This window comes from Flavobacterium sp. S87F.05.LMB.W.Kidney.N (genome assembly GCF_004366435.1).
Lineage (GTDB): Bacteria > Bacteroidota > Bacteroidia > Flavobacteriales > Flavobacteriaceae > Flavobacterium.
Genome location: NZ_SODX01000001.1, coordinates 1,179,246 through 1,203,903, shown reverse-complemented (window position 1 = coordinate 1,203,903; position 24,658 = coordinate 1,179,246). Strand labels below are relative to the sequence as shown.

The window sequence follows — 24,658 nt, the reverse complement described above, 5'->3', positions numbered from 1 at the left end:
AATTTTACTGTTAAAAAGCTGTCATTGGTTACAACCAAAGGCTTTTTATAATTTAAAATTTTATATGAGGCAGTTTATCTCCTATTGCAATTATTTTCTGTTGTAATTTTGCCAGGAATTTTTGATGCTGTTCAGATTCTGGATTGAAGCTTCTGTGGCGTAGGCTTTTTTGAATTTCATCTACTTCCTGCATTAGCGCAAAACTCTCTTGTGAAATATAATTTTCGCTGAAAAGCTTCCAGATATAATCTATAGCTATTTGATTAGGATGAAGCATATCTTCTGAATAAAAACGATAATCGCGAAGTTCATCCATCATTATTTCATAAGACGGGAAATAATGATGAATTGTCAATTGTGAATTGTCAATTTTTAAAACGTTGTGAAGCGCTGTAAATAAATGCGATTTACTTAACTGGTTTTCCACGAAACCGTCTTTTATATGACGAACTGGAGAAATCGTAAAAATGAAATTTATCTCTGGATTTACAGTATGAATTAGCTCAATTGTACTTTGAATACTTTTTTGAATTACATCAACAGATAATAGTTCTTTTGAAAATTGCTTTTGAGGAACTTTATGACAATTAGCAACTACTTCTTCACTTTCTACATTTCTGTAAATCCAAGAAGTTCCAAAAGTTATAATAAGGTGCGTCGCTTCTTTTAGCTGTTTGTACGTTTCTGTAACCGCTTTATTTAGGCTTTCAAGAAGTTCTTGTCTATCAGCATTACTTAAATCAGAATGAACATCAAAACTATGCCAGCGTTCGTTATGAAAGAAAACATCTTTTTCTCCGAAAAGTTCCTGATGGCAAACTCTTTTAAATAGTTTCTCAATTGAAACAGGATTAAATATAATTCCAAAAGGATTTGTTTCATTTTGAAATTTGAAGTAATCGAATTTCTCCGCCATATTTTCTGCAAAACAAGAACCAATAGAAAGTAATTTCGAATTATAATCGATTGGTTGATTACTTTTTAAAATTGGAATTTGGGTTCTGAATTGCATGGTGTTTATTTTAAACACGAATTTCAGCAATTTTCATCAATAAAAAAACCAAATACAAAAGTATTTGGTTTTTATAAATTAGTACGTATACTCTATTTCATATTCGATTGATCCACTATTAGTATGCGAAGTATGTCTTGTGGGATAATTTTTATCATTATAAATATAGTCAGACAAATAAACACCTTCAGAACAATCAGAGCAAGCTTTGGAGGTTATTTTTACAGCGTTGTTTTTACCTATTTCACTGATTTCATTTAGCAACAGATCAAAGCCCAAAACATTCTTAAGAGGATTGTTTTTGGTATCATATTCATAAACCCTAGTTGCGCTGCCAGATTGTTCCTTTGTAAGATTTCCATCTTTGTAAGTCAAAATTCCTTCATTATATTTAGTTTCCTCTTTCGTATTTATATTTACTGAATAATTTACATAGGATATTGATTCGTTAGAAGAATGAGTGTAAACTGTTTTTGTAATATATTGCCCTTCTGGATATTGAGTTGTAATAATCTCTCTGAAAATTTTAGTTTTTAATTTTCCATTTTCATACGTATAAACAGCTTCATCAGTTTTAGTTTCATTTCCCTGCTGATCTATTTCAAACATTTCTTGCTTGGTTATCAGGTCAACATTATAAGTAAATAATGTTTTTGAATCTGATTCTGTGCTACTTATAATTTTATTTCCATTATATTTCAGAGTAATAGTTGTATTTGTTCCCAAATATATATTGGGATAGATGTAAGATATTGTTTGTGGCAAAACCGATTTGTCTTCTGAAGAACTATCATCACTTGAACAAGAATTGAGTATTAAAATTAAAACAAAAGGGAGGATTAAAAGTTTTTTCATTTTTACAGGCTAAGATTAGTGATTCAAAAATAAATCAAACCTATATAAAAAAGCAAAAAAATCTTACCTTATTTTAATACAAAAAGAACTTATTGAAGCAGTTTAAAAAATTTTAAAATAAATATCAATACGAGTATTCCACAATTTCCTCGATTTCTCCTTTATAATCATAAATTGTCTTTTTAGTTGGATAGCCACTCTTATTATATTCGTATTCCATATTATAAGAACAGGGTTCAAAAATCATATCTGGCACATAATTAATTTTAACATCGTATTTTTTCAAATTATTACTTGACGATATATTCTGTTCAGACTCAAAATTAATCTGATCCAACAACTTACTAAAACCTAAAACATTTTTAAAAGCGTTATTCCTTTCATCATAATCGTAACGAGAAGTGGAAACAATATCTCTAAAACCCCAACTAAAAACTGAATTGGTCAAGTTTCCGCGAACAAAAGTGAGTATTTTATTTTCGGAATTTTTGAACTCTTTTTCAGTTTTATTATCGAAATCGTAGGTTTCCTTTAAAATTGTACCATCACTCTTATAACTGTAAACATACTTTTTCACTTTACCGCTTAGGTTAACATTTACAGTCTTTAGATCTTCATTTTCATACTCATAAGAAGTTTCAGAATATTCTACTTCTCTTCCATTCACTAATTTATATCTAGTTTCTTTTACTATATAACTGCCTTCATATAAATACTTAATCTTTTCTTTTTCATTACTTATCATTAGAATTTTAGATCCGTCATACACAATAGTTGTTAAGAAATTTTGAGAAGGAGCACTAGGATATTTAGTGTGGAGAGTTTTAGGAAAAATATTGTTTTGACTATGCATATACTCTTCATCTGAGCACGAAATCAAAACAAAACAAATAACTGATAAACAAAAGAATAAATACTTTTTCATTTTTATATTGTAATAATAATGTACAAAATGAATCTTTTTGCTAATTCTTAGTTTCCATCAAAAGACATAATTATACCAGTATAAGACATAGTTGAAAAGTGACCTGAAAAAATAATATCCCTTATTTTAAATTTACACTCTATCTAAAACGTTTTTAATATGAGAAAGGTTAAATTTCTAATTTGTATTTTTATTTTAGGCCTCTTTTCATGTAATCATGAAGAAAATAAAACCTCTGACGAGATGCAGATGTGTGCTTTTGATTACGTAAATGAAAATTCTGATCCAACTACAAAATCCAACGCCGCTATTATAAATTGGCCGAGATGGCAAACGGGTCAAACTATTAAAATTAAATTTTTGGATGGTGATGCTGCTGCCCAGGAAAAGGTAAAAAGGTTTGCATCCGAATGGACAAATTATGCCAATCTAACATTTAAATACGTTCCCACAGATGAATATGCCGATATTAGAATTGGTTTTAATGTTGGTAATTATGGTGCATGGTCTGTTTTAGGAATGCGATCTGCGTATGGAAATGTAAACGAACAATCAATGCGCCTTGGTCCTCTTACTTCTGCAAATGAAGCTTCTGTACGAAGAACGGTATTACACGAGTTTGGGCATGCATTAGGACTTATTCATGAAAATGCAAGTCCGGCCGCCAAAATTAATTGGGATTTACCTAAAGTTTATAAGTATTATAGTGACTTAAATGGATGGTCAAAAGAAGAAGTAGATCAGTACGTGATTAAAAGTCCTGAATCAACTAATTATAGTGAGTATGACCCTCTTTCTATTATGCACTACTACGTTGATCCAGCTCTTACTGCAGATGGAGTTCGTGTAAACGAAATGAGCGTTTTATCGGATATTGACAAAAAGTCAATCAATGAATGGTATCCTTTTCCTGCAAGATCAAGTATAAATTCTGGAGAAAGAATTGATTTAATTCCTTGGACACAATCTATAAAATCTCCCAACGGTAAATATCAATTAAAATTCAGTATTGGTGTTTTGCATATAATTGATTTAACTGATAATACAATAATATGGCAAGTTGGAAAAGCATTTGGAAGCAATGATAGTTCTTGCCAATTAGAAACTAATGGAAATATTATAATCAAAGGCCGTAAAAATATGACTACCGGCCAGAGTGTATTATGGACAAGTTCAACTTCAGGATTTCCAGGAGCAACACTTAACTTGCAAGATGATGGTGATCTTCAACTAATTTATAATGGTTTTGTAAAATGGTCCTCTAAAAATGGTAAAATGTAAAGAAATAAAAAAGCCAGATGCAAATTACATCTGGCTTTTTAAAAAATATACTTATTTAATAAGTATACTCAATTACTTTTAGAACTGTCCCATGGGAGTTGTATATGATCTTTTTAATTGGAAATCCTTTAGTATCATAATCATAGTCATTTGTAGATATCATAAAATTAGATGCTATATTATTAGTTACATTGAATGTCGTTTGTTTTACAACATTATTTGCCGAAAGGATATTTGGCTGAAAAGATATATCTTGTCTATACAACAAATTAAAACCTTCTACATTTTTAAAAGGATTACTATTAGTATCATAATCATAACTGTTTGTAGAAACAGAATCACCATAAGTCGAAACGATTTGATCTAAATTTCCATTTGAAAAAGTAAGTGTTTCAAAACCTTGGCTTTTTGTTTTAACTCCAGTTTTTTGATTTACATTATAAAATTCCACCTTAACTGTTCCGTCATTATTATCTGTGTAAACCTCTTCAGAAGAATAACTATTAGGTATTACAGTAGATATCGTCGCTAATTTGCCATTTAAATAACTATACGAGATTTGCTTTTGAATAGTATTTGAAGCATTTGAAATAACTTGTTTTACTATTAAGTTTCCGCTATAAGTATATTCTGTTTTTCCACGCTCATTTGTAATACTAACAATCTTATTTCCATCATAGACAATTTTATTTGTTAAATTTTCAGAAGAATAATTTGGATCACTAAGTTTAATAGTTTTAGGCAAAACTACATTTTCCGCTTTTGGAGTAACAATTTCATCTCGATTACAAGCTAATAGTGTCAAAGCTAAAGCACTAAAAAGGCATACAATTTTTTTCATTTTTGTAAATTAAAAGGTTAAATAATTATACCAAAAGTATATTCCTCCAAATGAATTATATACCTCTAAAGGTTTTATCAATAACAGAAAACGACAAAATTGTAATTTTAAACTTAGGATTATATTTTTAAGATCTAGAACTAAATTTTTACTATTTCCTGACCTTTATGTTTATTCCAAAAATTAAAAAGCCAGAAGTTACTACTTCTGGCTTATAAGCTAAATTGATTATCTCTAATTAGTAGAAATATTGAGTTGAATAAGAAATTCCATCAATCTTATCATTACTCTTTTCAGGGTAGCCTGAAGTATTGTAAGTGTAAGTATAAGTACCTGTAATTACGCCATCCGTAGTTTCAGAAACTTCATTATGTGCAATACCAGTTCCTTCACCATCCACAAATGCAATTTTATTGAAGCCTAAAATATTTTTAGCTGGATTATTTTTATCATCATAGGTGTATTTTCTATCAGGTTGATTTCCTGTAATTGAAATAATTTCAGCAACTTCACCATTTACAAACTTAATTGTTGATGTTCCGCCAACACTAGTTTGGACTTCACTATCCCCTCCATAAGACTGAACAGAAATTGTACCATCAGCATTATAAGTATAAACTTCTTTATGTCCCCAATCCATATCAGGCTCAACTCTCACAAAAGTTGCTAATTTATTATCGGAATTATAAGTGAATGTATTAACTTGTTCGATAGAACCATCAGAAAGTTTAAATTCAATTTTGGTAATTAAATCACCCGTGTAAGTGTAATTCATAGAGCCAGTCTCATCAACAATACTTACAATTTTGTTACCATTGTATGTATAATTTACTGTGCTTTTACTTTCTCCATCTTGGCTTGTCAGAATTACTTTTTTTAGCAAAACTGAATCAGAAGAACCAGAAGGTGAATCATCGCTTGAACAAGAAGTTAATGATAGAGTCAAAGCTCCAAAAAGAAGTAAAAATTTTTTCATAGTTTTTTTGATTAAATTTGTTATTGGTGCAAACGTAATACAACATAAAACTAAAACCTTACGGGATTCCGCATTCAGATAAATAATATAATTCAAACATTATTTAATACACTAATAGCAAGCGATCTAAGAATAATCAACTTAAAAATAAAATTTAATCATAAAGAAAAAAAGGTGTAAATACTTAGCTTTTTTCCTGCATTTTTAAACATAGAGGCTAAAAATGGGGTTTAAAAAAAATTTACATTTTTAATAACAGAAATCAACTATACATCCCCAAACAATTCCTTATTTTTGCATCTTCCACTTTTTAAAATCTTATATGAAATTATTATATACTTACATCATCAAACATAAAATGCTTTTATTTTTTGCTTTGATCATGGCTTCTATCAACATTTGTTTCAGTTTATCAGACTCAATAATTACAGGAAAACTAATGCAGGATTGCGGAGTTGGTTTACACAAATACGCAGGAAATCCAACCGGTTTCATCAAATCTTTATCTTTCTGGCTTGGTCTTTCGCTTGGAGCTGCTATGATTTCCAGAATTACCAAAAATTTTCAGGATTACTTTACTAATGTCGTGATCCAGAGAACTGGAGCTCAAATGTATACCGACGGAATTAAAAAATCTTTAGATCTGCCTTATGCTGAATTTGAAGATCAGCGAAGCGGTGAAACTTTGAGTAAATTAACCAAAGTACGTTCTGATTCTGAAAAATTGATTACTCTTTCTATTTCATTGATCTTTCAGACTATAATAGGATTCATATTCGTAATCGTTTATGTTGCTCGAATTGACTTTAGAATTTCTATTATCTTTTTAATTACAGCTCCAATTATTGCTTTGGTAAGTTCTTATTTAGGTAAAAAAATTAAAATTGTTTCTAAAAAAATCGTTAATCAAACGAACGCTTTAGCAGGATCAACAACTGAAAGTTTAAGAAACATTGAATTGGTAAAAAGTCTTGGTTTGACTTATCAAGAAGAGAAACGTCTAAACTTAAACACTTTTAAAATTCTACAGTTAGAATTGGAGAAAATTCGATTTATTAGAAGTTTGAGTTTCATTCAAGGAACAACAGTTCACTTTTTAAGAACTTGTGTTGTTTTTACTTTGTATTATTTCTTATTTGGAGGAAAAATTATTGTTGGTGATTTACTAACAATGGTATTTTTTACTTTCTTCATTTTCGGTCCGCTTCAAGAACTTGGAAACTTCATTATTGCATTGAACGAAACCAAAGTTTCAATGGAAAATTTCAAAGTCTTATTAAGCGCTCCAAAAGAATTCCGTCCAAAAACTCCAAAACATGTTGGTGCAATTCAATCCTTATTATTTTCGAATGTAAGCTTTCAGCATAAAACGGCCAAATTTAAAGCGGTTGAAAATATCAATTTTGAAATCAAACAAGGGCAAACTGTAGCATTTGTGGGTCCGTCTGGTTCCGGAAAAACAACTTTGGTAAAATTATTAGTTGGATTATATACACCTGCTGAAGGTCAAATTTTGTATAACGATATTGATTCAACCGATATTGATTTACTCGATCTAAGAAAACAGTTAGGTTTTGTAACTCAAGATGCCCAATTATTCTCTGGAACAATTCGCGAGAATTTATTATTTGTTAAGCCAAACGCAACCGATGAAGATTTATATGATGCACTAAAAAGAGCAAGCTGTGACAAACTTTTGAGACGTGCCGAAGATGGTTTAAACACGACAATTGGAGAAGGCGGCATCAAAGTTTCGGGTGGAGAAAAACAACGTTTATCTATTGCCAGAGCTATTCTTAGAAATCCAAATCTATTAATTTTTGACGAAGCAACTTCTGCCTTGGATTCTATTACTGAAGAAGAAATTAACGCCACAATCAGAAATATATCTGACAAAAATAGAATTACTGTTTTAATCGCACACCGTTTATCTACTGTAATGCATGCTGATAGGATTTTTGTTTTGGAACAAGGTAAAATCATCGAGCAAGGTAAACATGATGATTTAATTGTTGAAAAAGGATTGTATTATGCTATGTGGCGCCAGCAGATTGGAGAGCGTAAATAATTTTAAGGTTCTTAGTTGCTGAGATACTAAGTTTCTAAGTTTTTTGAATAGCGTTCAGCTTTAGCTGGATGAAAAAATTAAATAAAAGAGAGAGGCTTTAGCCAAAACTATTACGTTTGGCTAAAGCCCTTTTCTTTTAACCTACTATTGAGCAGGTTTTTTATTAAAATATCGATTAAACGCTCTATTTGTCATTTCGACGAAGGAGAAATCTTCGCAAGTAATTCCGCAACAAGAATCAAACTTTGTCGAGCTTCTCGCGAAGATTTCTCTCCCGAAGCCTCGGGATCGAAATGACATAAAATGAGAAAAAATAAATACTATAAACACAAAACCCGACAGGTTTTAAAAACCTGGCGGGTTTGCTTTATTGTAATTTCAAAGTCTTAGAACATTAATATCTTAGTCCCGAGGCTTCGGGATAGCAATTTTAAAAAACTTACTTTAAAAACTCACTTGCCTTAGCCAAAGCCTCTGCAATTCCATTTGCATTTTTACCTTTTCCAGATGCGAAGAAAGGCTGTCCTCCTCCGTTTCCTTCAATATATTTACCTAATTCTTTGATTACTGCGTTTGCATTTAAGCCTTTAGCTGCAACTAATTCTTTAGCGATATAACAATGAATATTCGGCAAACCGTCTTCAACAGAAGCTAAAAACACAAACGAATCTGGTTTTGAACTTCCTAATGCCGAAGCTAACTCTTTTGTCGACGCCATGCTTAAATCAACTTGTTTAGCTAGGAAATTAACTCCGTTTACTTCTTGGAAATCTTTCTCTAATTCAATTTTTAATGCTCCTACTTTTTCTTTTAATAACTGCTCAACTTGTTTTTTCAACTTCGCATTATCATCTTGTAAAGAAGCAACTGATTTTAAAATATCCTGTGGATTTTTTAATGTTTCTTTTATTTCAGATAACGTATTTTCTTGATTTTGATAGAAGTCTTTTACAGCATTACCTGTAATTGCTTCAATACGACGAATTCCAGCCGCAACCGCACCTTCCGAAATAATTTTGAAATGCCAGATTTCAGCAGTGTTTTTCACGTGAATTCCACCACAAAGCTCTTTACTTTCACCAAACTCAATCATACGAACATTATCGCCGTATTTCTCTCCAAATAAAGCCATTGCACCTTTATCCAATGCTTCTTTAATCGGAATATTTCTGTGTTCTACCAACTGTAATTGCGCTTCAATTTGTGCATTTACACTTGCTTCAACCTGACGTAATTCTTCATCAGAAACTTTGCTGAAATGAGAAAAGTCAAAACGAAGATAATTTGGATTTACCAACGATCCTTTTTGCTCTACATGCGTTCCTAAAATACTTCTCAAAGCTAAATGCATTAAGTGCGTAGCCGAGTGATTTTTTGAAGTTGATGTTCTTAAATCAGTATTTACTTTTGCCACAAAACCTGCTTCGATATTTTCCGGCAATTGTTTTGCAAAATGCAAAATCAGGTTATTTTCTTTTTTAGTATCGATGATTTCAATTGTTTCATTTGCAGAAACTAAAGTTCCTTTATCACCAACTTGCCCTCCTCCTTCTGGATAAAATGGCGTATTGTCTAAAACGATTTGGTACAAAACACCATCTTTTTTAGAATCAACTTTACGGATTCTTGTAATTTTTACTTCGTTTTCTGTTTTATCATAACCCACAAATGTTTCTACATTTCCAGGAATTAAAACATTCCAGTCTTCTGTAGAAACCTCAGAAGCAGCACGAGAACGAGTTTTTTGTTTTTGTAATTCAACTTCAAATTCTTCTTCCTTATATGAGAAACCTTTTTCTTTTAGAATAAGAGCTGTTAAATCTTTTGGAAAACCAAACGTATCATACAATTCAAAAACCTTAGCACCAGAAACTTCTTTTCCTGTAGTTTCTGCTACCACATTTTCTAACAATTGTAATCCTTGATCAAGAGTTCTTAAGAAAGAAGCTTCTTCTTCGCGAATTACATTCGTAACCAATTGCTGCTGTGATTTGATTTCTGGGAAAAATTCTCCCATTTGGTTTGCCAGAACTTCTACCAATTTATTGATAAAAGGCTCTTTTGTACCTAAAAATGTAAATCCGTAACGAATAGCACGACGCAAAATTCTACGGATTACATAACCTGCTCCTGTGTTTGATGGCAATTGTCCGTCAGCAATTGCAAAAGCAACCGCACGTACGTGATCGACAACTACACGAATCGCAATGTTTGTTTTATTTTGTTCTTCCGAGATATCTTTTACCTCGTCAGATGTATATTTTAAACCTGTAATCTGTTCTACTTTTTCTATAAGAGGTGTAAAAACATCCGTATCATAATTGGATGTTTTTCCTTGTAATGCCATACACAAACGCTCAAATCCCATTCCCGTATCAACGTGTTGTGCAGGAAGTTTTTCAAGAGATCCGTCAGCTTTACGGTTGAATTCCATGAATACGTTATTCCAGATTTCAACTACTTGCGGGTGATCGTTATTAACTAAACTTTTTCCTGATACCAAAGCTTTTTCAGATTCTGGACGTAAATCAACGTGAATTTCAGAACAAGGTCCGCATGGTCCTTGATCTCCCATTTCCCAGAAATTATCTTTTTTATTTCCAAGAATAATTCTATCCTCATCAATTAAAGTTTTCCAAATATCCCAAGCTTCCTGATCAAACGGAACATTATCTTCTTTACTTCCTTCAAAAACAGAAACATAAAGATTTTCTTTAGGGATTTTATAAACTTCAGTCAAAAGCTGCCATGCCCAATTGATTGCTTCTTTTTTGAAATAGTCTCCAAAAGACCAGTTTCCAAGCATCTCAAACATGGTATGGTGATACGTATCAAAACCTACATCTTCTAAATCATTATGTTTTCCTGACACACGAAGACATTTTTGCGTATCGGCTATTCTTTTACTTTTTGGAGTTCCATTCCCTAAGAAAAATTCTTTAAACTGGGCCATTCCCGAGTTATTGAACATTAAGGTTGGGTCATCTTTAAGAACGATAGGAGCCGATGGAACGATTAAGTGTCCATTGCTTTTAAAAAAGTCTAAAAATTGTTTACGTACGTCTTGTGATTTCATATTTAAATTAGAAAATGTATCTGTTTACAAATGTGTCAATTGATAATGTGATAATTAGAGAATTTGCCAATTTGATAATGCGTTAATTTTAAAATCGAAAACTAAAAACTTATGTTTTACAACAATAAATTCCCTATTTTGCGCATTATATAATTATGTAATTCCCCCAAATTATAAATTATTTTGTTCTTGTAAAAAAGCGGTCAACAACTGAAACATTTATCTGTTTTGTTCGTCTAACTTATTTTACGAGCTGCAAAAATAGCGTATTTTAAAATATGGCGAAAGTAAAATATTATTACGACTCAGAAAATCTGGCTTATACGAAAATAAAAACCAGAAAAAGAATTAAAATCGGTTACGCATTACTGTTTTTATTGGCTTCGGCACTGTTTGGCTTTTTAGTTTTTGTTCTTTTAATTAATACTCCCTATTTTGAAACTCCAAAAGATCGTTTACAGGCACGTGAAATTGAAAATTTAAAATTACAGTATTCGATTTTGAATAAAAAACTAGACGAAATTGACGAAGCTGCAGATGCCTTGGAAGAACGAGACAATAATATTTATAGAGTTTATTTTAATAAAGCTGAAATTCCAGATTCTATTAGAAAAGCAGGTTTTAGAAATCCTGAAAGATACAAAGCTTTAGAAGGTTATAATAATTCGCAGTTGGTTACAAACACCACTAAAAGAGTAGATAAACTTTCTAAACAATTGGCAATTCAATCTCAATCTTTGGACGAAATATTGAAATTAGCGGGTGCAAAAGAAAATTTACTATTAGCAATTCCAGCGATTCAGCCCGTTCAAAATGAAAATTTAAAACGTGTTGCTTCTGGTTTTGGATATAGAATTGATCCTTTCACGAAAGTACGAAAAATGCACAACGGAATGGATTTTACTGCCAACACTGGAGCACCTGTTTATGCCACTGGTGATGGCGTTGTAGCAAGAGCTGACAACACAGCGTCAGGCTTTGGGAACCATGTTGTGATCAGGCACGGTTTTGGATATGAGAGTTTATACGCGCATTTAAGCAAATACAACTGCAGACCCGGACAACATGTCAAACGCGGAGATGTAATTGGTTATGTTGGAAGCACAGGAAGATCTGAAGGGCCTCATTGTCATTACGAGGTTCATAAAGATGGAAAAGTGGTAAATCCATTAAATTTTTACTACGGAAATATTTCTGCAGCAGAATATGTAGCAATTTCGCAAATGGCAAACCAAGAAAATCAATCATTAGATTAATATCACGAAAAAATAGTATTTTTGAAATAAATATAGAAAAAAACGAATCATGCATATTGAACTTTCTAAAGATAAAAGATATTATAGTATTGGCGAAGTTGCCAAAGCTTTTAATGTCAATGCTTCTTTGATACGATTTTGGGACAGCGAATTTGATATCCTGAAACCTAAAAAAAATGCAAAAGGAAACAGAATGTTCACGCCGGATGATGTTACAAATCTTCAATTAATTTACCACTTGGTCAAAGAAAGAGGTTTTACTCTTGAGGGCGCCAAAATACATTTAAAAGAGGGACAGAAGAAAACATTAGATAAATTCGAAATAATACGTAAATTAGAGTCCATAAAAACACAATTGAACGACATCAAAAACGAATTGTAATTAAAAATAGATATAAACATAAATCAAAACAAACATGAAAAAGTGGTTAATCCCTGTAGGAATTATTGTAGCACTTATTGCTATTATCGCATTTTGGTCGATTGGTATTAAAAATACTGCTTTACAACATAGTCAAGCCGTAAATAAAGAATGGGGAAATGTTCAAACGGCTTACCAAAGACGTAATGATCTTATCGGGAACTTAGTAAACACTGTAAAAGGTGCCGCTGATTTTGAAAAAGGAACTTTAACAGCAGTAATCGAAGCTCGTGCAAAAGCTACTTCAGTAACAATTGATCCAAGTAATGTAACTGCTGAGCAATTAAAAGAATTTAATCAAGCTCAAAGCGGTGTAAGTTCATCATTATCAAGATTATTGGTTTCTGTTGAGCAATATCCAACTTTAAAAGCAAACGAAAATTTCTTAAAATTACAAGACGAATTAGCAAGTACTGAGAACCAGATTTTAACTGCTAGAACTCGTTTTAATGAAGCTGTACAAGTTTACAACGGTTATGTTTTAAAAATTCCAAACAACTGGTTCTTGAGCGAATACAAAGAAAAACCTTATTTCGAAGCTTCTACGGGAGCAGACAAACCTGTTGAAGTAAAATTCTAAAAGATTAGAATAATATAAAATCTATCCCGTCCCGAGGTTTCGGGATCGGGACTAAACTCTAAAATTAGTCATGTCAAAAGTAGAAGATTTTTTAACCAAAGAAGAAGAACAAGAGATTGTTGAAGCTATTCGTATGGCAGAAAACAATACTTCTGGCGAAATTAGGGTACATATAGAAAAAACAACTTCTAAAGCTCATTTTGACAGAGCTTTAGAAGTTTTTCATGAATTGCGAATGGATGAAACGAAATTGAAAAATGGCGTTCTACTCTATCTTGCAGTTGAAGATAAAAACTTCGTAATCTGCGGCGACAAAGGAATTAATGATGTAGTAGCTGATGATTTTTGGGATTGCACCAAAGATGTTATGACCAGCCATTTTAAATCTGGAAATTTTAAGCAGGGAATTGTCGATGGTATTTTAAATGCCGGAGAACAACTCAAAAAATATTTTCCATCTTTGGAAGATGACACAAACGAATTATCTAACGAAATCTCAAAAGGATAAATGATGAAAAATTCCAAAAATAAAATCTCAAATTCCAATAGAATTTTTCAGTTTACTCTTTTGTTTATATCGTTTTTAACCTGTAATATCATTTTTGCACAATTTGAAATTCCGGAAAAACCTAGTTTTCAAACTTCTGTTTACGATTATGCCAATGTTTTAAGTTCTACTGAAAAAGCGCAGTTAGAAGAAAAACTTATTCGCTATTCTGATTCTACGACAACACAGATTGTAGTGATTACCATTGAAAGCTTAAAAGGCGAAGATGTAAGTCAGCTGGCAACAAAATGGGGACAAACTTGGGGAATTGGAGGAACAAAGCAGGACGATAATGGTGTTGTAATTCTATTAGCTAAAAATGAAAAAAAGATAGCTATTAATCCAGGATATGGACTTGAAGATCGTTTAACAGCAGGAATTGGCGGTACAATAATTCGAAATATCATTATACCAGAATTTAAGGCCGGAAGCTTTTACAATGGTCTTGATAAAGGTACTGATGCAATCATAGATGTTTTTAAAGGAAAATTTAAAGGCGAACGCAAACAAACCAAAGGCAAAGATTTTCCAATTTTTCCTTTTATTGTTATCGTCGTAATTGTACTAATTTTACTTGCCCGCAATAAAAAAGGCGGCGGAGGTAATTCTGGCAATAATGGCGGTGGAGGTCCTAGCCTGCTTGACGTAATTATTCTAAGCAATCTTGGAAGAAGCGGCGGCGGAGGATTTGGAGGCTTCGGCGGCGGATCATCTGGTGGTGGTTTTGGCGGCGGAGGCGGAGGTTTCGGCGGTGGATTTGGCGGTGGAGGTTTCTCTGGCGGTGGTTCTAGCGGTGGCTGGTAAACTTACTTTGTTTCAAGTTTTTTTGGTTTCTCCCGAAGTCTCGGGATCAAGTTTAGGTTTCAAGGTTAAAAAATCTTATTTTTACAATTTACAATTTAATATAGATGTTATCACATAAAGCAAAATACGCCCTTAAAGCATTACTTTATTTAGCAGAACAAGACGAAAATCACATTTCTAGAACTGTAGAAATTGCTGATGGCGCCAATATTCCTAAAAAGTTTTTAGAACAAATTTTATTAGATTTAAAACGAGGACGTTTTGTGAGCAGTAAGCAGGGAAAATTTGGCGGATATTATCTAATAAAATCAAAAAATGACATAACTCTGGCAGAAATTCACCGATTATTTGACGGTGCAATTGCACTTTTGCCATGTGCTTCTTTAAATTTTTACGAGCCTTGTTCTGATTGTAAAACCGAGTCTGAATGCAGTCTGCGTCACGGTTTAATGCTAATTAGAGACAAAACTTTAAAGGCTATGGAAGGTATCACAATCGCTTCATTGGTAAATAAATAAAAAAATATTTTTTAATTCCTAGTAAATCGATAGAATTAATATTTATATTTGCAGAAAATAATTAACTAATCATTTACTAAATTTTAACTCATGAAAGTACATTCTAGTCAATCAGGTGTAACAAAACTTTTGCAAAACAAACCAAAAAGACTTTCAGCCTCTACTGAGAGCAATTCATTTATAATGTGTATGTGCTGATTTTAAAAAATTTTATTTTAAATTCTACTAATCACATATACTTAATATAAAAATGAAAACATCTATAAAAAATATCTTTACATTATTATTATTTTTAACCTTCTCTATTTCATTTGCACAAAACATTGAAGGTGTAGTTACAACAAGTGAAAACATTCCTTTAGAAGCGGTAAACGTGGTAATTAAAGGAACTACTCATAGCGCTATAACAGACAACAGCGGTAAATTTATCATTGACTCACAAGGCAGATTACCATTGACTCTTTTGATTCAATATGTTGGATATAAAACAACTGAAATTGAATTAAGTGCCGTTCCAGCAAATCCAATTCAGGTTGCTCTTAAAGAAGAAAACGAACTTGTTGAAGTTGTAGTTTCTTCAAGACGTCGTATCGAAAAAGTTCAAGATGTGCCAATTGCGATTTCTGTAATTACAGGAAAACAAGCAGAACAAACTGGGGCATTCAACGTGAACCGTATTAAAGAATTGGTTCCTTCTGTTCAGCTTTACTCTTCAAACCCGAGAAATACGGGTATCAACATTAGAAGTTTAGGTTCTCCATTCGGATTGACAAATGATGGTATCGATCCAGGTGTTGGTTTCTATGTTGATGGTGTTTATTATGCACGTCCGGCCGCTACAACACTTGATTTTATCGATGTGGAACAAATTGAAGTTTTACGCGGACCACAAGGTTCATTATTTGGAAAAAACACAACTTCGGGGGCTTTCAATATTACAACTCGTAAACCAAGTTTTACTTCTGGCGCTGACTTTGAAGTGAGTTACGGAAATTACAATTTCTTACAGGCGAAAGCTTCTCTTACTGGGGCTTTGGGTAAAAAAGTCGCAGGTAGAATATCTTTTTCTGGTACGCAACGAGATGGTCTAGTTGATAACATTGTAACTGGAAGACCTACAAATACTTTAAACAATCAAGGAATTAGAGGTCAATTACTTTGGACTCCAACAGTAAATACGAATGTTATATTTGCTGCCGATATTACAACACAGCGTCCTGACGGATATGCTCAGGTTGTTGCAGGTGTAGCTCCAACGCAAAGAGCAGCATACCGCCAATTTGATGCTATTATTAAAGATTTGAATTACCAATTGCCAAGTCTTAATGCTTTTGATCGTAAAATTGATCAAGATACACCTTGGCGCTCTAATCAAGATATGGGAGGTTTCTCTTTAAATATTGATACAAAAATTGGAGGCGGAACTCTTACTTCAACAACTGCATGGCGTTTTTGGAACTGGGACCCTTCAAATGATAGAGACTTTACAGGATTACAAGTTTTGGCAAAATCTCAAAATCCTACAAGACAAACTCAAATTACACAGGAAGTTCGTTACGCAGGACAGTTAACTTCTAAAATCAGCGGTGTTGCTGGAGTATTCTTTATTGACCAAACTTCGCAAACTGATGGTACTGAAGAATCTGGAAATGCACAATGGAGATTTGCTCAAAGTTCAACTAGTTCTTTATGGAAAACCCCAGGTCTTTTTGAAGGATATGGAATTAAAACCGATGCAAATATTAGAGCTTCTAGTGCAGCTGTATTTGGCCAAATTGACTGGGCTATTACTGATTTTCTTCATGTTTTACCAGGTTTACGTTATAACTTCGATAAAAAAGATGCTCATTATGCCCGTACAACTTATGGAGGTTTACAAACAACAGATCCTGCTTTACTTGCTTTGAAAAAACAAGTATATTCTGATCAGGCATTTGATTCTGCTATTGACAATACCGATTTTTCTGGAAACATAACAGTTACTTTAAAAGCTTCAGACAAAATTAATGCGTACGGAACTTTTGCAAAAAGTTACAAGCCAGTTGGTGTAAACGTTGCTGGACTTCCAACTGATTCTAAAGGTAATCCGTTATTAGAACTTGCGGTTATTAAACCTGAAAAAGTATATCATTATGAAGTTGGAGTAAAAACTTCACCATTCAGAAATTCAATTTTCAATTTAGCTTTCTTTAAAACAGATATTAAAGATTTCCAAACAAACGTTCAGGCTGCAGAATTAGGTGTTAATCGTGGATACCTTGCAAATGCTGACAAAGTACGCGTACAAGGTGTTGAATTAGATGCTAGTTTTGTTATAAATCAGCATTTAACTATTAATGGTGCTGCCACTTATACAGATGGTACGTATGTAAAATTTACAAATGCACCTCTTCCGTTAGAAGAAACTGGAGCTCCAGTATCTTTTAAAGATGTTTCTGGCACTAATTTGCCAGGTGCTTCAAGATGGGCAGGATCTTTAGGAGGTGAACTTTCTGACAATGCAAGATTCTTCGGAAATGCTGGAAAAATTTTCCTAGCTGTTGATTCTTACGCTCGTTCTGAATTTTCTTCAAGCCCTTCGGCTTCAAAATATTTAGTTGTTCCAGGATATGCGATTTTCAATGCCCGTTTAGGTTTCCGTGCCGGACAAGGTTTATCTGTTCACTTTTGGGGTCGTAACCTTTTAAATAAAGATTACTACGAGCAATTATTACCGGCTGGTGGTAACGCTGGACAATATGCTGGAGTATTAGGTGATCAAAGAACTTATGGGGTTACATTGAAGTACTCACTATAAGGTTAGAGTTAATTAGTTTAGTATTAAAACCGAGATCTATTTAAAAATATATCTCGGTTTTTTTATTGTACGAGATTGAAATCACAAATTACTATTTAAAGCAAATTTTATTCTTCTTCAATCAATCTTCGTTTGTATATATTCGCAGCCTGAATGTATATTGAATGAAGATTTTCAAATTAATATTTCTTTTAGGCTTTTTAAGTCCGATTTTATCGGCACAAAATATAAAGAAAACAGATCAGCAGACACTGACTTGGATTCGTTATTACAACATATTTCCTTTAAGCAAAAAATGGGCGCTTCATTCTGAATTTGACAATAGAAGTTTTGTAAATCCAATTCATGAAAATCTTTTTGTTATAAGATCTCAGGCTCGTTATCGTGCAAGTAAGATTATGGACTTCGGAGGAGGATTTGCCTATTTTAATGTGAATACTCAAAACCCAAATGTTGATCCTGATTATTCTGTTCCCGAATATCGCGCACAACAAGATTTAACTTTTATAAATGATATTGCTAAAATCACCTTTCATAATCGTTTTCAAATAGAAGAACGTTTTATTCAAAAAACAGACAAAAATGAACTTTTAAACGAATTCTCATTTGCGTACAGATTTCGTTATCGCCTGCAAAGTACTTTTACGATTTGGGAAAAAGAACAACGAAGCATAATAGGAACTATTTCCGATGAAGTAATGCTGAATTACGGCAAAGACAATAGAAAGAATACCTTTGATCAAAACCGGTTGTATATTGCATTAAGGTATCATTTCACGCCTAATCTGGGTTTAGAATTAGGATATCTCAAAAATTTTCAAAGACGCTCCAGTGGTATCGATTTCTATGACCGTGATATTATTAGGTTTACAGTTTACCATAGAATTAATCGTAGATTTTAGATCTAAAAAAACCGAATCAAATTAAAAATTTGATTCGGTTTTTTAATTTGAGCCTTTGTCACTCTGAACCTCAGCAACTCGAAACTTAGTACCTCAGAACCTCAGCCTCTTAGAACCTCAAGAAAAATCATGACCCTCTCTGTCTTTTTCCTCCTTTTTTACTTTCGGCGAAGTTTCCGATTTTGTAGGCCAGAGAAAACATTACATAACGTTTTAAAACTGTATTTTCTTCATCACGAATGGATGTTGAAGAAATTGTTCTTGTAGCACTTTGATTTTGATTTAAAACATCATACACTTTAACTTTCGCATATAATTTTTTATCTAAGAAACCGTACGATAAACTTGTATTCCAAAGAAAGAAATCCTTTTTGAAATCATCTGAAATGTTTGAGTTATAAGTATATCCAAAATCATTTCCAAAAATTAAATTAGCCGGCCAATAAGATGTTGTCTGCAGATTAATTCTATGAATAACATTTGATGTCGCATCTCTTGAATAATTTTCATATCGAGTTTCGTTATATGATAAACTGTAAGATGGCGCAATCGAAAGTACATCTCCATAATCGTAAGATACATAAACACTTGGCGTTACTACAATAGATTTTGCATTATATAATTGTGCGTTTGTAAATCCTTTATCAAAATTATAATTTCCACTTAAACGCAATCCGTATCTTAAAGTATGAGCATCTTTTTTAATTTGCTGATTCCAGTTTCCTCCAAGAGAAGCTGAATAAGTTCCTGAAATATTCACGTACGTTGTATTTCTTTTTCCACTTTCATCATAAATTGAAGTTGAAACAACATCATTGTTATAATAATCTCCTTTTATAAAAACGCTATAACCAGAACGCGTTCTAAAATCGAAATTTTTGAAATCAATTCCAACGCTGTTTTTCTCGATCGGATTCAGGTCTGGATTTCCAATAACACTATTTAACGGATTATTTAAATTCGCTACAGGCATTAATTGGACTGCAGATGGAAGTGCATTTGAATAATCATATTTGAAAGTCAAATTCTTTGAACGATTGAATTTATATCGAAATTGAGCATTCCCATACGGAAGCGCATATCTTTTATTCAAATCTGTTGCTTGATTGAGGTAAAAAGAATGATTATCAAATTCAACTATTGAGGTTCTTGAATTTACATTCAGGCTAAATTTACTTTTCTGCCAGCTGATCCCAACCTTTGGGGTAATTGAATTTTGCTTAGATGTGGTATAATTCGTCAATGATAAATTTAAATCTGAATATTGATCTGTATTTTCATCAAAATTGAATGTTTTTTGATCATTTACAGAATTCTGCCAGTTAAAATCGGTTCCAAAACGTACTCTAAGCGAATCTGTTATCGGCTCTGTATATTCTAGATCCAAAGCATAATTATCACTTTTAGAGGTATTCTTTGCATTTTGATTTCTTTCATCATTTGGTTTTCCATCTTGGTAAAAAATAGTTTCAGAAACGTTGATACCGTTTGAATCGTTTTTAGTGTTATTGTTATTAAAAACTACACTCAGGTTTCGTGATTTCTTTTGAAAAACTTTATTAAAATTAATACTATTGGCAAAATTCAAATTTGAACCTTCCGTATGCGATGTGGCGCTACTTTCGTTCAAAGGATCTCCATTTTCGTTTTCAGAAAAAGTCGATGAAGATGAATTACTGGTCGATTTCGATTGATTTAATTTTGGAGCAAAAACGATCTGCATTGTTGGATCGATTTTATATTCTAATTCAAAATTGACATTATTTCCAGTATTTTCATTTTTAGTTTTAGAATCTGCTTCGGTCACAATATTTCCAGTTGGCAGGAAACTTATTTGATTCGATTTACTGTCATTTTTAGTAATGGAATTAGTAAAATTATAACTGCTCATAAACTCCAAATCGTCTGTCCAGTCATCAGAATAATTAATTCCCGCCAAAGTAGATTGCGTAATTCCTTTTCCGCCCCCGCCAGCGCCTTGACTACCTCCTTTTGCGTTACGTCCGCCACCCATATTATCAAAAACCTCATCCATAGAAAATCCGGTTGAGTTGATATTATTTGAGGAAGCTAAAACGCTGATTTTTTGTTTATTCTTAAAAAAGTTCATCATCAAACTGCTTTCATAGCGCTCGTCTGATCCATATCCGCCAAGTACTTTTCCAAAATACCCTTTATTTTTCTTTTCGTCAATGGTAATATTTACAGTCGAATAGTCTGAGCTAGATTCCTGCTTAGCGAGTTCTTCTTTCTTGGTTTTAAAATCAGAAACCTGAATTTTTTTAATAATGTCAGCTGGAAGGTTTTTAATTGCAATGGCTCCGTCTTTGTCAAAAAACGTTTTTCCGTTTACCAAAAACTGAGTGACTTCTCGCCCATTTACCGTAATTTTCCCTGTATTATCTACATCAAATCCTGGTAATTGTTTCAGTAAAGTTTCTACATTCGCATCTGGGCGAACCTTATAAGAACCTGCGTTAAATTCTAAAGTATCTTTTTTAATTGTAATTGGCGGTGCTTCGCTTTTAATTACTACCTCGTTTAAGACATTTGCATTTTCAAGCATGTATAACTTTCCGAAATCTTTACTTTCTGTAAGTCCTTTTTGTTCTTCGTAATAAGCTTGATAACCCGTATAATTTACTTTTAAAAAAACTGGTTTTTCATACTTTTTAGTATTAATAATAAAATTTCCGTTTTTATCTGTAGTAGCATATTCTATAATAGTAGAATCTTTTACGGTAGTAAAATAAACGGTAGCAAGTTCAAGCGGCAATTGCGTGTTGATATCAACAACAGTTCCTTTAACAACAATATTATTTTGGGCATTTGCCGAGTAAACAAAAGCTAAAAACAATAGAAACGAATAAATTTTGGTCATAAAATAGGTTAGTTAGATCAGTAAGACTTAAAAAAATGCAAAAGGTTTAATTGTGTTTTTCACATTTATTCAAATATAGTGCCAATAAAAAATCAGTTTTGTAATTATATAGACACCAAACATAAAAAAGTCCCCTATTTTTGGGGACTTTTTTTTTTATTTTTCTCTGATATAAATATCGATTGGGACTCCAGAAAAATCCCATTTCTCTCTAATTTTATTTTCCAAGTATCGTTTATACGGTTCTTTAACATATTGCGGCATATTAGCAAAAAATACAAACTGAGGTGTTTGAGTTGGTAATTGCATACAATATTTAATTTTCACATATTTTCCTTTTGTCGCCGGCGGCGGATAAGCTTCAATAACTTTCAACATAAATTCGTTGAATTTTGAAGTAGGAATTCTTTGTTTTCTGTTTTCAAAAACCTGAACCGTAGCTTCCAATGCTTTTAATAAACGCTGCTTTGTTAAAGCAGAAACGAATAAAATAGGCACATCTGTAAAAGGCATTAATTCTTTTTTGATTTTCTCTTCGTAATCACGAGTCGACATGGTATCTTTCTCTACCAAGTCCCATTTGTTTACCAAGATTACCACACCTTTACGGTTTTTCTCTGCAAGCCAGAAAATACTTTGATCCTGACCTTCAAATCCGCGGGTTGCATCGATAACTAATATACAAATATCTGCATGCTCAATTGCACGAACTGAACGCATTACAGAATAAAACTCTAAATCTTCTTTAACCTTTGCTTTACGACGAATTCCCGCAGTATCTACTAAGTTAAACTCAAAACCAAAACGGTCAAATTTGGTATCAATTGCATCACGAGTTGTACCTGCAATATCTGTTACCATGAAACGTTCTTTACCAATTAATGCATTAATAAAACTTGATTTACCTGCATTCGGACGTCCTACAACAGCAAAACGTGGTAAAACCACTTCTTCTTGAGGTGTCTCTGGCTTTTCTGGGAAAGCATCGATTAGAGCATCTAATAAATCTCCTGTTCCGCTTCCAGAAATACTGGCGAAAGTAAAATATTCACCCAGACCTAGGTTATAAAACTCAACTGCATCTTTTTCACGCATTGCGTTATCAACCTTATTTACAGCCAATAAAACTGGTTTTGTTACTTTACGCAGTAATTTAGCAACTGTTTCATCCATTGGTGTAATACCTTCTTCAACATCAACCACAAAAATAATAACATCTGCTTCGTCGATAGCAAGCTCTACTTGTTTACGGATTTCACCTTCAAATACGTCATCAGATCCGCGAACGTATCCACCTGTATCAATGACAGAAAACTCTTTTCCGTTCCACTCGCTTTTACCATAGTTTCTATCACGGGTAACCCCAGATACTGAATCTACAATAGCTTCTCTTCTTTGTATCAGCCTATTAAAAAGGGTCGATTTCCCTACATTAGGTCTTCCTACTATCGCAACAATGTTATTCATTTTTTTGAATTTTAGATTTCAGATTTAAAATTTCAGATTTCGTTTTTGACTAAATCACAACAAATTATAAATCAAAAATGCTTTATTTAAATTTTTTGCAAAGGTAGTCTTTTTTAGTTTGCAGTAACAGTTTTAAGTATTCAGTTAAAAAACTGGTAAAAACGTGACCTCTAAATTAAAAACTGACTACTTTTTTTGGAGTTGTTTCCTGCTATATTTAATTCGCATTCACAATTTTCAGACTGAGACTGTAAACTGCGACTGAATACTCTTTTTACTGATTATATCCAAATCGTTTCAGCATATTAGCGTTGCTTCTCCAGTTTTTATTCACTTTTACATATAGTTCAATGTGAATTTGTTTTCCGAAGAATTTTTCTAAGTCGGCACGTGCATCGGTTCCCACTTTTTTAAGGGCTGCACCTTTATGTCCTATGATGATTCCTTTTTGCGTTTCGCGCTCCACCATAATTACAGAACGGATTCTGATAATTTTTTCATCTTCAAAAAATTCTTCTGTAACGATTTCAACTGCATACGGAATCTCTTTACTGTAATTCAATAAGATTTTCTCACGAATAGTTTCATTAACAAAGAAACGTTCTGGTTTATCTGTTAATTGATCTTTAGGATAATAAGCTGGTGATTCTGGAAGTAATTCGATAATTCTTCCAAAAACTTCTGGAACATTGAAATTCTGCAAAGCCGAAATCGGGAAAATTTCTGCATTTGGTACTTTCTCTTTCCAAAAAGTAACTTGCTGCTCTAATTGTTCCTGATTGGAATTATCGATTTTATTTAATAGTAATAAAACTGGAATTTTAGCATGAATGATTTTATTAAAGAAAGCTTCGTCTTTTAAGTCCTGCTCTCCTATTTCGACCATGTAAATCAAAATATCTGCATCTTCAAAAGCCGATTTTACAAAGTTCATCATCGATTCCTGCATTTCGTAGGCCGGCTTAATGATTCCAGGCGTATCAGACAAGACCAATTGAAAGTCTTCGCCGTTTACAATTCCTAATATTCTATGACGTGTAGTTTGTGCTTTAGATGTAATGATTGACAATCGCTCTCCGACGAAAGCGTTCATCAATGTTGATTTTCCAACATTTGGATTCCCGATGATGTTTACAAAACCTGCTTTATGTGACATTTGCATAATATTTAAGGTGCAAAGGTAGTCATATCAACTCAATACAGAAAATAAAACATTTTTTAAAGTTTTCGTTGGATTTCTAAAAAATCGGCGTATCTTTGCACCCGAAACATCGCGGGATAGAGCAGTAGGCAGCTCGTCGGGCTCATAACCCGAAGGTCACAGGTTCGAGTCCTGTTCCCGCTACTACTTTAAAGCAAAAGCCTGAGAAATCTAGATTTCTCAGGCTTTTTTTGTGTTTCGAAAAATACTGTTTTATTTTTTTTTATATTTGTTGCAATTCGTGAACAAT

At 32.7% G+C, this 24,658-nt stretch carries 19 protein-coding genes and 1 tRNA gene; 11 read left to right on the top strand and 9 right to left on the bottom strand.

The genetic code is table 11. The annotated features are described in order from the left end of the window. Positions 1-52: 52 nt before the first annotated feature. The 3 genes from EDB96_RS05330 to EDB96_RS05320 form a co-directional block, all read right to left on the bottom strand. Positions 53-1,012, bottom strand: coding sequence for a GSCFA domain-containing protein (locus EDB96_RS05330; RefSeq protein ID WP_134139551.1), 960 nt, complete (start codon positions 1,010-1,012; stop codon positions 53-55). 78 nt (positions 1,013-1,090) lie between these two features. After that, positions 1,091-1,867, bottom strand: a complete 777-nt coding sequence (locus EDB96_RS05325; RefSeq protein WP_134139550.1) for a hypothetical protein — start codon at positions 1,865-1,867, stop codon at positions 1,091-1,093. A 124-nt stretch (positions 1,868-1,991) separates the two neighbouring features. After that, positions 1,992-2,720 carry a hypothetical protein gene (locus EDB96_RS05320; RefSeq protein ID WP_134139548.1) on the bottom strand — a complete coding sequence of 243 codons (729 nt, stop codon included), beginning with the start codon at positions 2,718-2,720 and terminating at the stop codon, positions 1,992-1,994. A 231-nt stretch (positions 2,721-2,951) separates the two neighbouring features. Between EDB96_RS05320 and EDB96_RS05315 the strand changes: the two genes are divergently transcribed. Next, positions 2,952-4,073 carry a matrixin family metalloprotease gene (locus EDB96_RS05315; RefSeq protein ID WP_134139547.1) on the top strand — a complete coding sequence of 374 codons (1,122 nt, stop codon included), beginning with the start codon at positions 2,952-2,954 and terminating at the stop codon, positions 4,071-4,073. Between the two features lie 55 nt (positions 4,074-4,128). Here EDB96_RS05315 and EDB96_RS05310 read toward each other — a convergent pair whose 3' ends face one another. Together EDB96_RS05310 and EDB96_RS05305 are read right to left on the bottom strand one after the other, a co-directional pair. Further along, the gene (locus tag EDB96_RS05310) at positions 4,129-4,914 is read right to left on the bottom strand and encodes a hypothetical protein (protein ID WP_134139545.1); all 786 of its coding nucleotides are present in this window, start codon (positions 4,912-4,914) and stop codon (positions 4,129-4,131) included. 238 nt (positions 4,915-5,152) lie between these two features. Next, positions 5,153-5,890: a hypothetical protein gene (locus EDB96_RS05305; protein ID WP_057117096.1), complete on the bottom strand. Its 738-nt coding sequence runs from the start codon at positions 5,888-5,890 to the stop codon at positions 5,153-5,155. Between the two features lie 322 nt (positions 5,891-6,212). On the opposite strand from EDB96_RS05305, the gene EDB96_RS05300 reads away from it, so the two are divergent. Further along, complete coding sequence (locus EDB96_RS05300; RefSeq protein WP_057117097.1) at positions 6,213-7,958, top strand: ABC transporter ATP-binding protein; 1,746 nt, start codon at positions 6,213-6,215, stop codon at positions 7,956-7,958. Between the two features lie 439 nt (positions 7,959-8,397). Here the strand turns inward: EDB96_RS05300 and alaS are convergent, their stop codons facing one another. After that, positions 8,398-11,034: an alanine--tRNA ligase gene (gene alaS / locus EDB96_RS05295; RefSeq protein ID WP_134139544.1), complete on the bottom strand. Its 2,637-nt coding sequence runs from the start codon at positions 11,032-11,034 to the stop codon at positions 8,398-8,400. A gap of 278 nt (positions 11,035-11,312) precedes the next feature. Here alaS and EDB96_RS05290 point away from each other — a divergent pair, with 278 nt between their 5' ends. From EDB96_RS05290 to EDB96_RS05255, 8 genes are all read left to right on the top strand, one after another. Beyond that, on the top strand, positions 11,313-12,290 hold the full coding sequence (locus EDB96_RS05290) for a M23 family metallopeptidase (protein WP_057117100.1): 978 nt from the start codon (positions 11,313-11,315) through the stop codon (positions 12,288-12,290). Between the two features lie 49 nt (positions 12,291-12,339). Then, positions 12,340-12,672 carry a MerR family transcriptional regulator gene (locus EDB96_RS05285; RefSeq protein ID WP_057117101.1) on the top strand — a complete coding sequence of 111 codons (333 nt, stop codon included), beginning with the start codon at positions 12,340-12,342 and terminating at the stop codon, positions 12,670-12,672. A gap of 34 nt (positions 12,673-12,706) precedes the next feature. Next, a complete protein-coding gene (locus EDB96_RS05280; protein WP_057117102.1) occupies positions 12,707-13,291 on the top strand; it encodes a LemA family protein in 585 nt (194 codons plus the stop codon). Positions 13,292-13,361: 70 nt separating this feature from the next. Beyond that, the gene (locus tag EDB96_RS05275; protein ID WP_057117103.1) at positions 13,362-13,799 is read left to right on the top strand and encodes a TPM domain-containing protein; all 438 of its coding nucleotides are present in this window, start codon (positions 13,362-13,364) and stop codon (positions 13,797-13,799) included. A gap of 3 nt (positions 13,800-13,802) precedes the next feature. After that, positions 13,803-14,642: a TPM domain-containing protein gene (locus EDB96_RS05270; RefSeq protein ID WP_134139542.1), complete on the top strand. Its 840-nt coding sequence runs from the start codon at positions 13,803-13,805 to the stop codon at positions 14,640-14,642. 104 nt (positions 14,643-14,746) lie between these two features. After that, positions 14,747-15,160 carry an RrF2 family transcriptional regulator gene (locus EDB96_RS05265; protein ID WP_057117104.1) on the top strand — a complete coding sequence of 138 codons (414 nt, stop codon included), beginning with the start codon at positions 14,747-14,749 and terminating at the stop codon, positions 15,158-15,160. A 250-nt stretch (positions 15,161-15,410) separates the two neighbouring features. Then, positions 15,411-17,957, top strand: a complete 2,547-nt coding sequence (locus tag EDB96_RS05260) for a TonB-dependent receptor (RefSeq protein ID WP_134139541.1) — start codon at positions 15,411-15,413, stop codon at positions 17,955-17,957. A gap of 164 nt (positions 17,958-18,121) precedes the next feature. Then, complete coding sequence (locus EDB96_RS05255) at positions 18,122-18,859, top strand: DUF2490 domain-containing protein (protein ID WP_134139540.1); 738 nt, start codon at positions 18,122-18,124, stop codon at positions 18,857-18,859. A 127-nt stretch (positions 18,860-18,986) separates the two neighbouring features. Here EDB96_RS05255 and EDB96_RS05250 read toward each other — a convergent pair whose 3' ends face one another. The 3 genes from EDB96_RS05250 to era form a co-directional block, all read right to left on the bottom strand. Beyond that, entirely contained in the window at positions 18,987-21,740 is a 2,754-nt protein-coding gene (locus EDB96_RS05250; RefSeq protein ID WP_134139539.1) for an outer membrane beta-barrel protein, read from the bottom strand. Between the two features lie 156 nt (positions 21,741-21,896). After that, positions 21,897-23,207, bottom strand: coding sequence for a ribosome biogenesis GTPase Der (gene der / locus EDB96_RS05245; RefSeq protein ID WP_134139537.1), 1,311 nt, complete (start codon positions 23,205-23,207; stop codon positions 21,897-21,899). Positions 23,208-23,481: 274 nt separating this feature from the next. Further along, positions 23,482-24,363: a GTPase Era gene (gene era / locus EDB96_RS05240; protein WP_057117109.1), complete on the bottom strand. Its 882-nt coding sequence runs from the start codon at positions 24,361-24,363 to the stop codon at positions 23,482-23,484. A gap of 116 nt (positions 24,364-24,479) precedes the next feature. Here era and EDB96_RS05235 point away from each other — a divergent pair. After that, positions 24,480-24,552: transfer RNA gene (locus EDB96_RS05235), tRNA-Met, on the top strand. Positions 24,553-24,658: the final 106 nt, after the last annotated feature.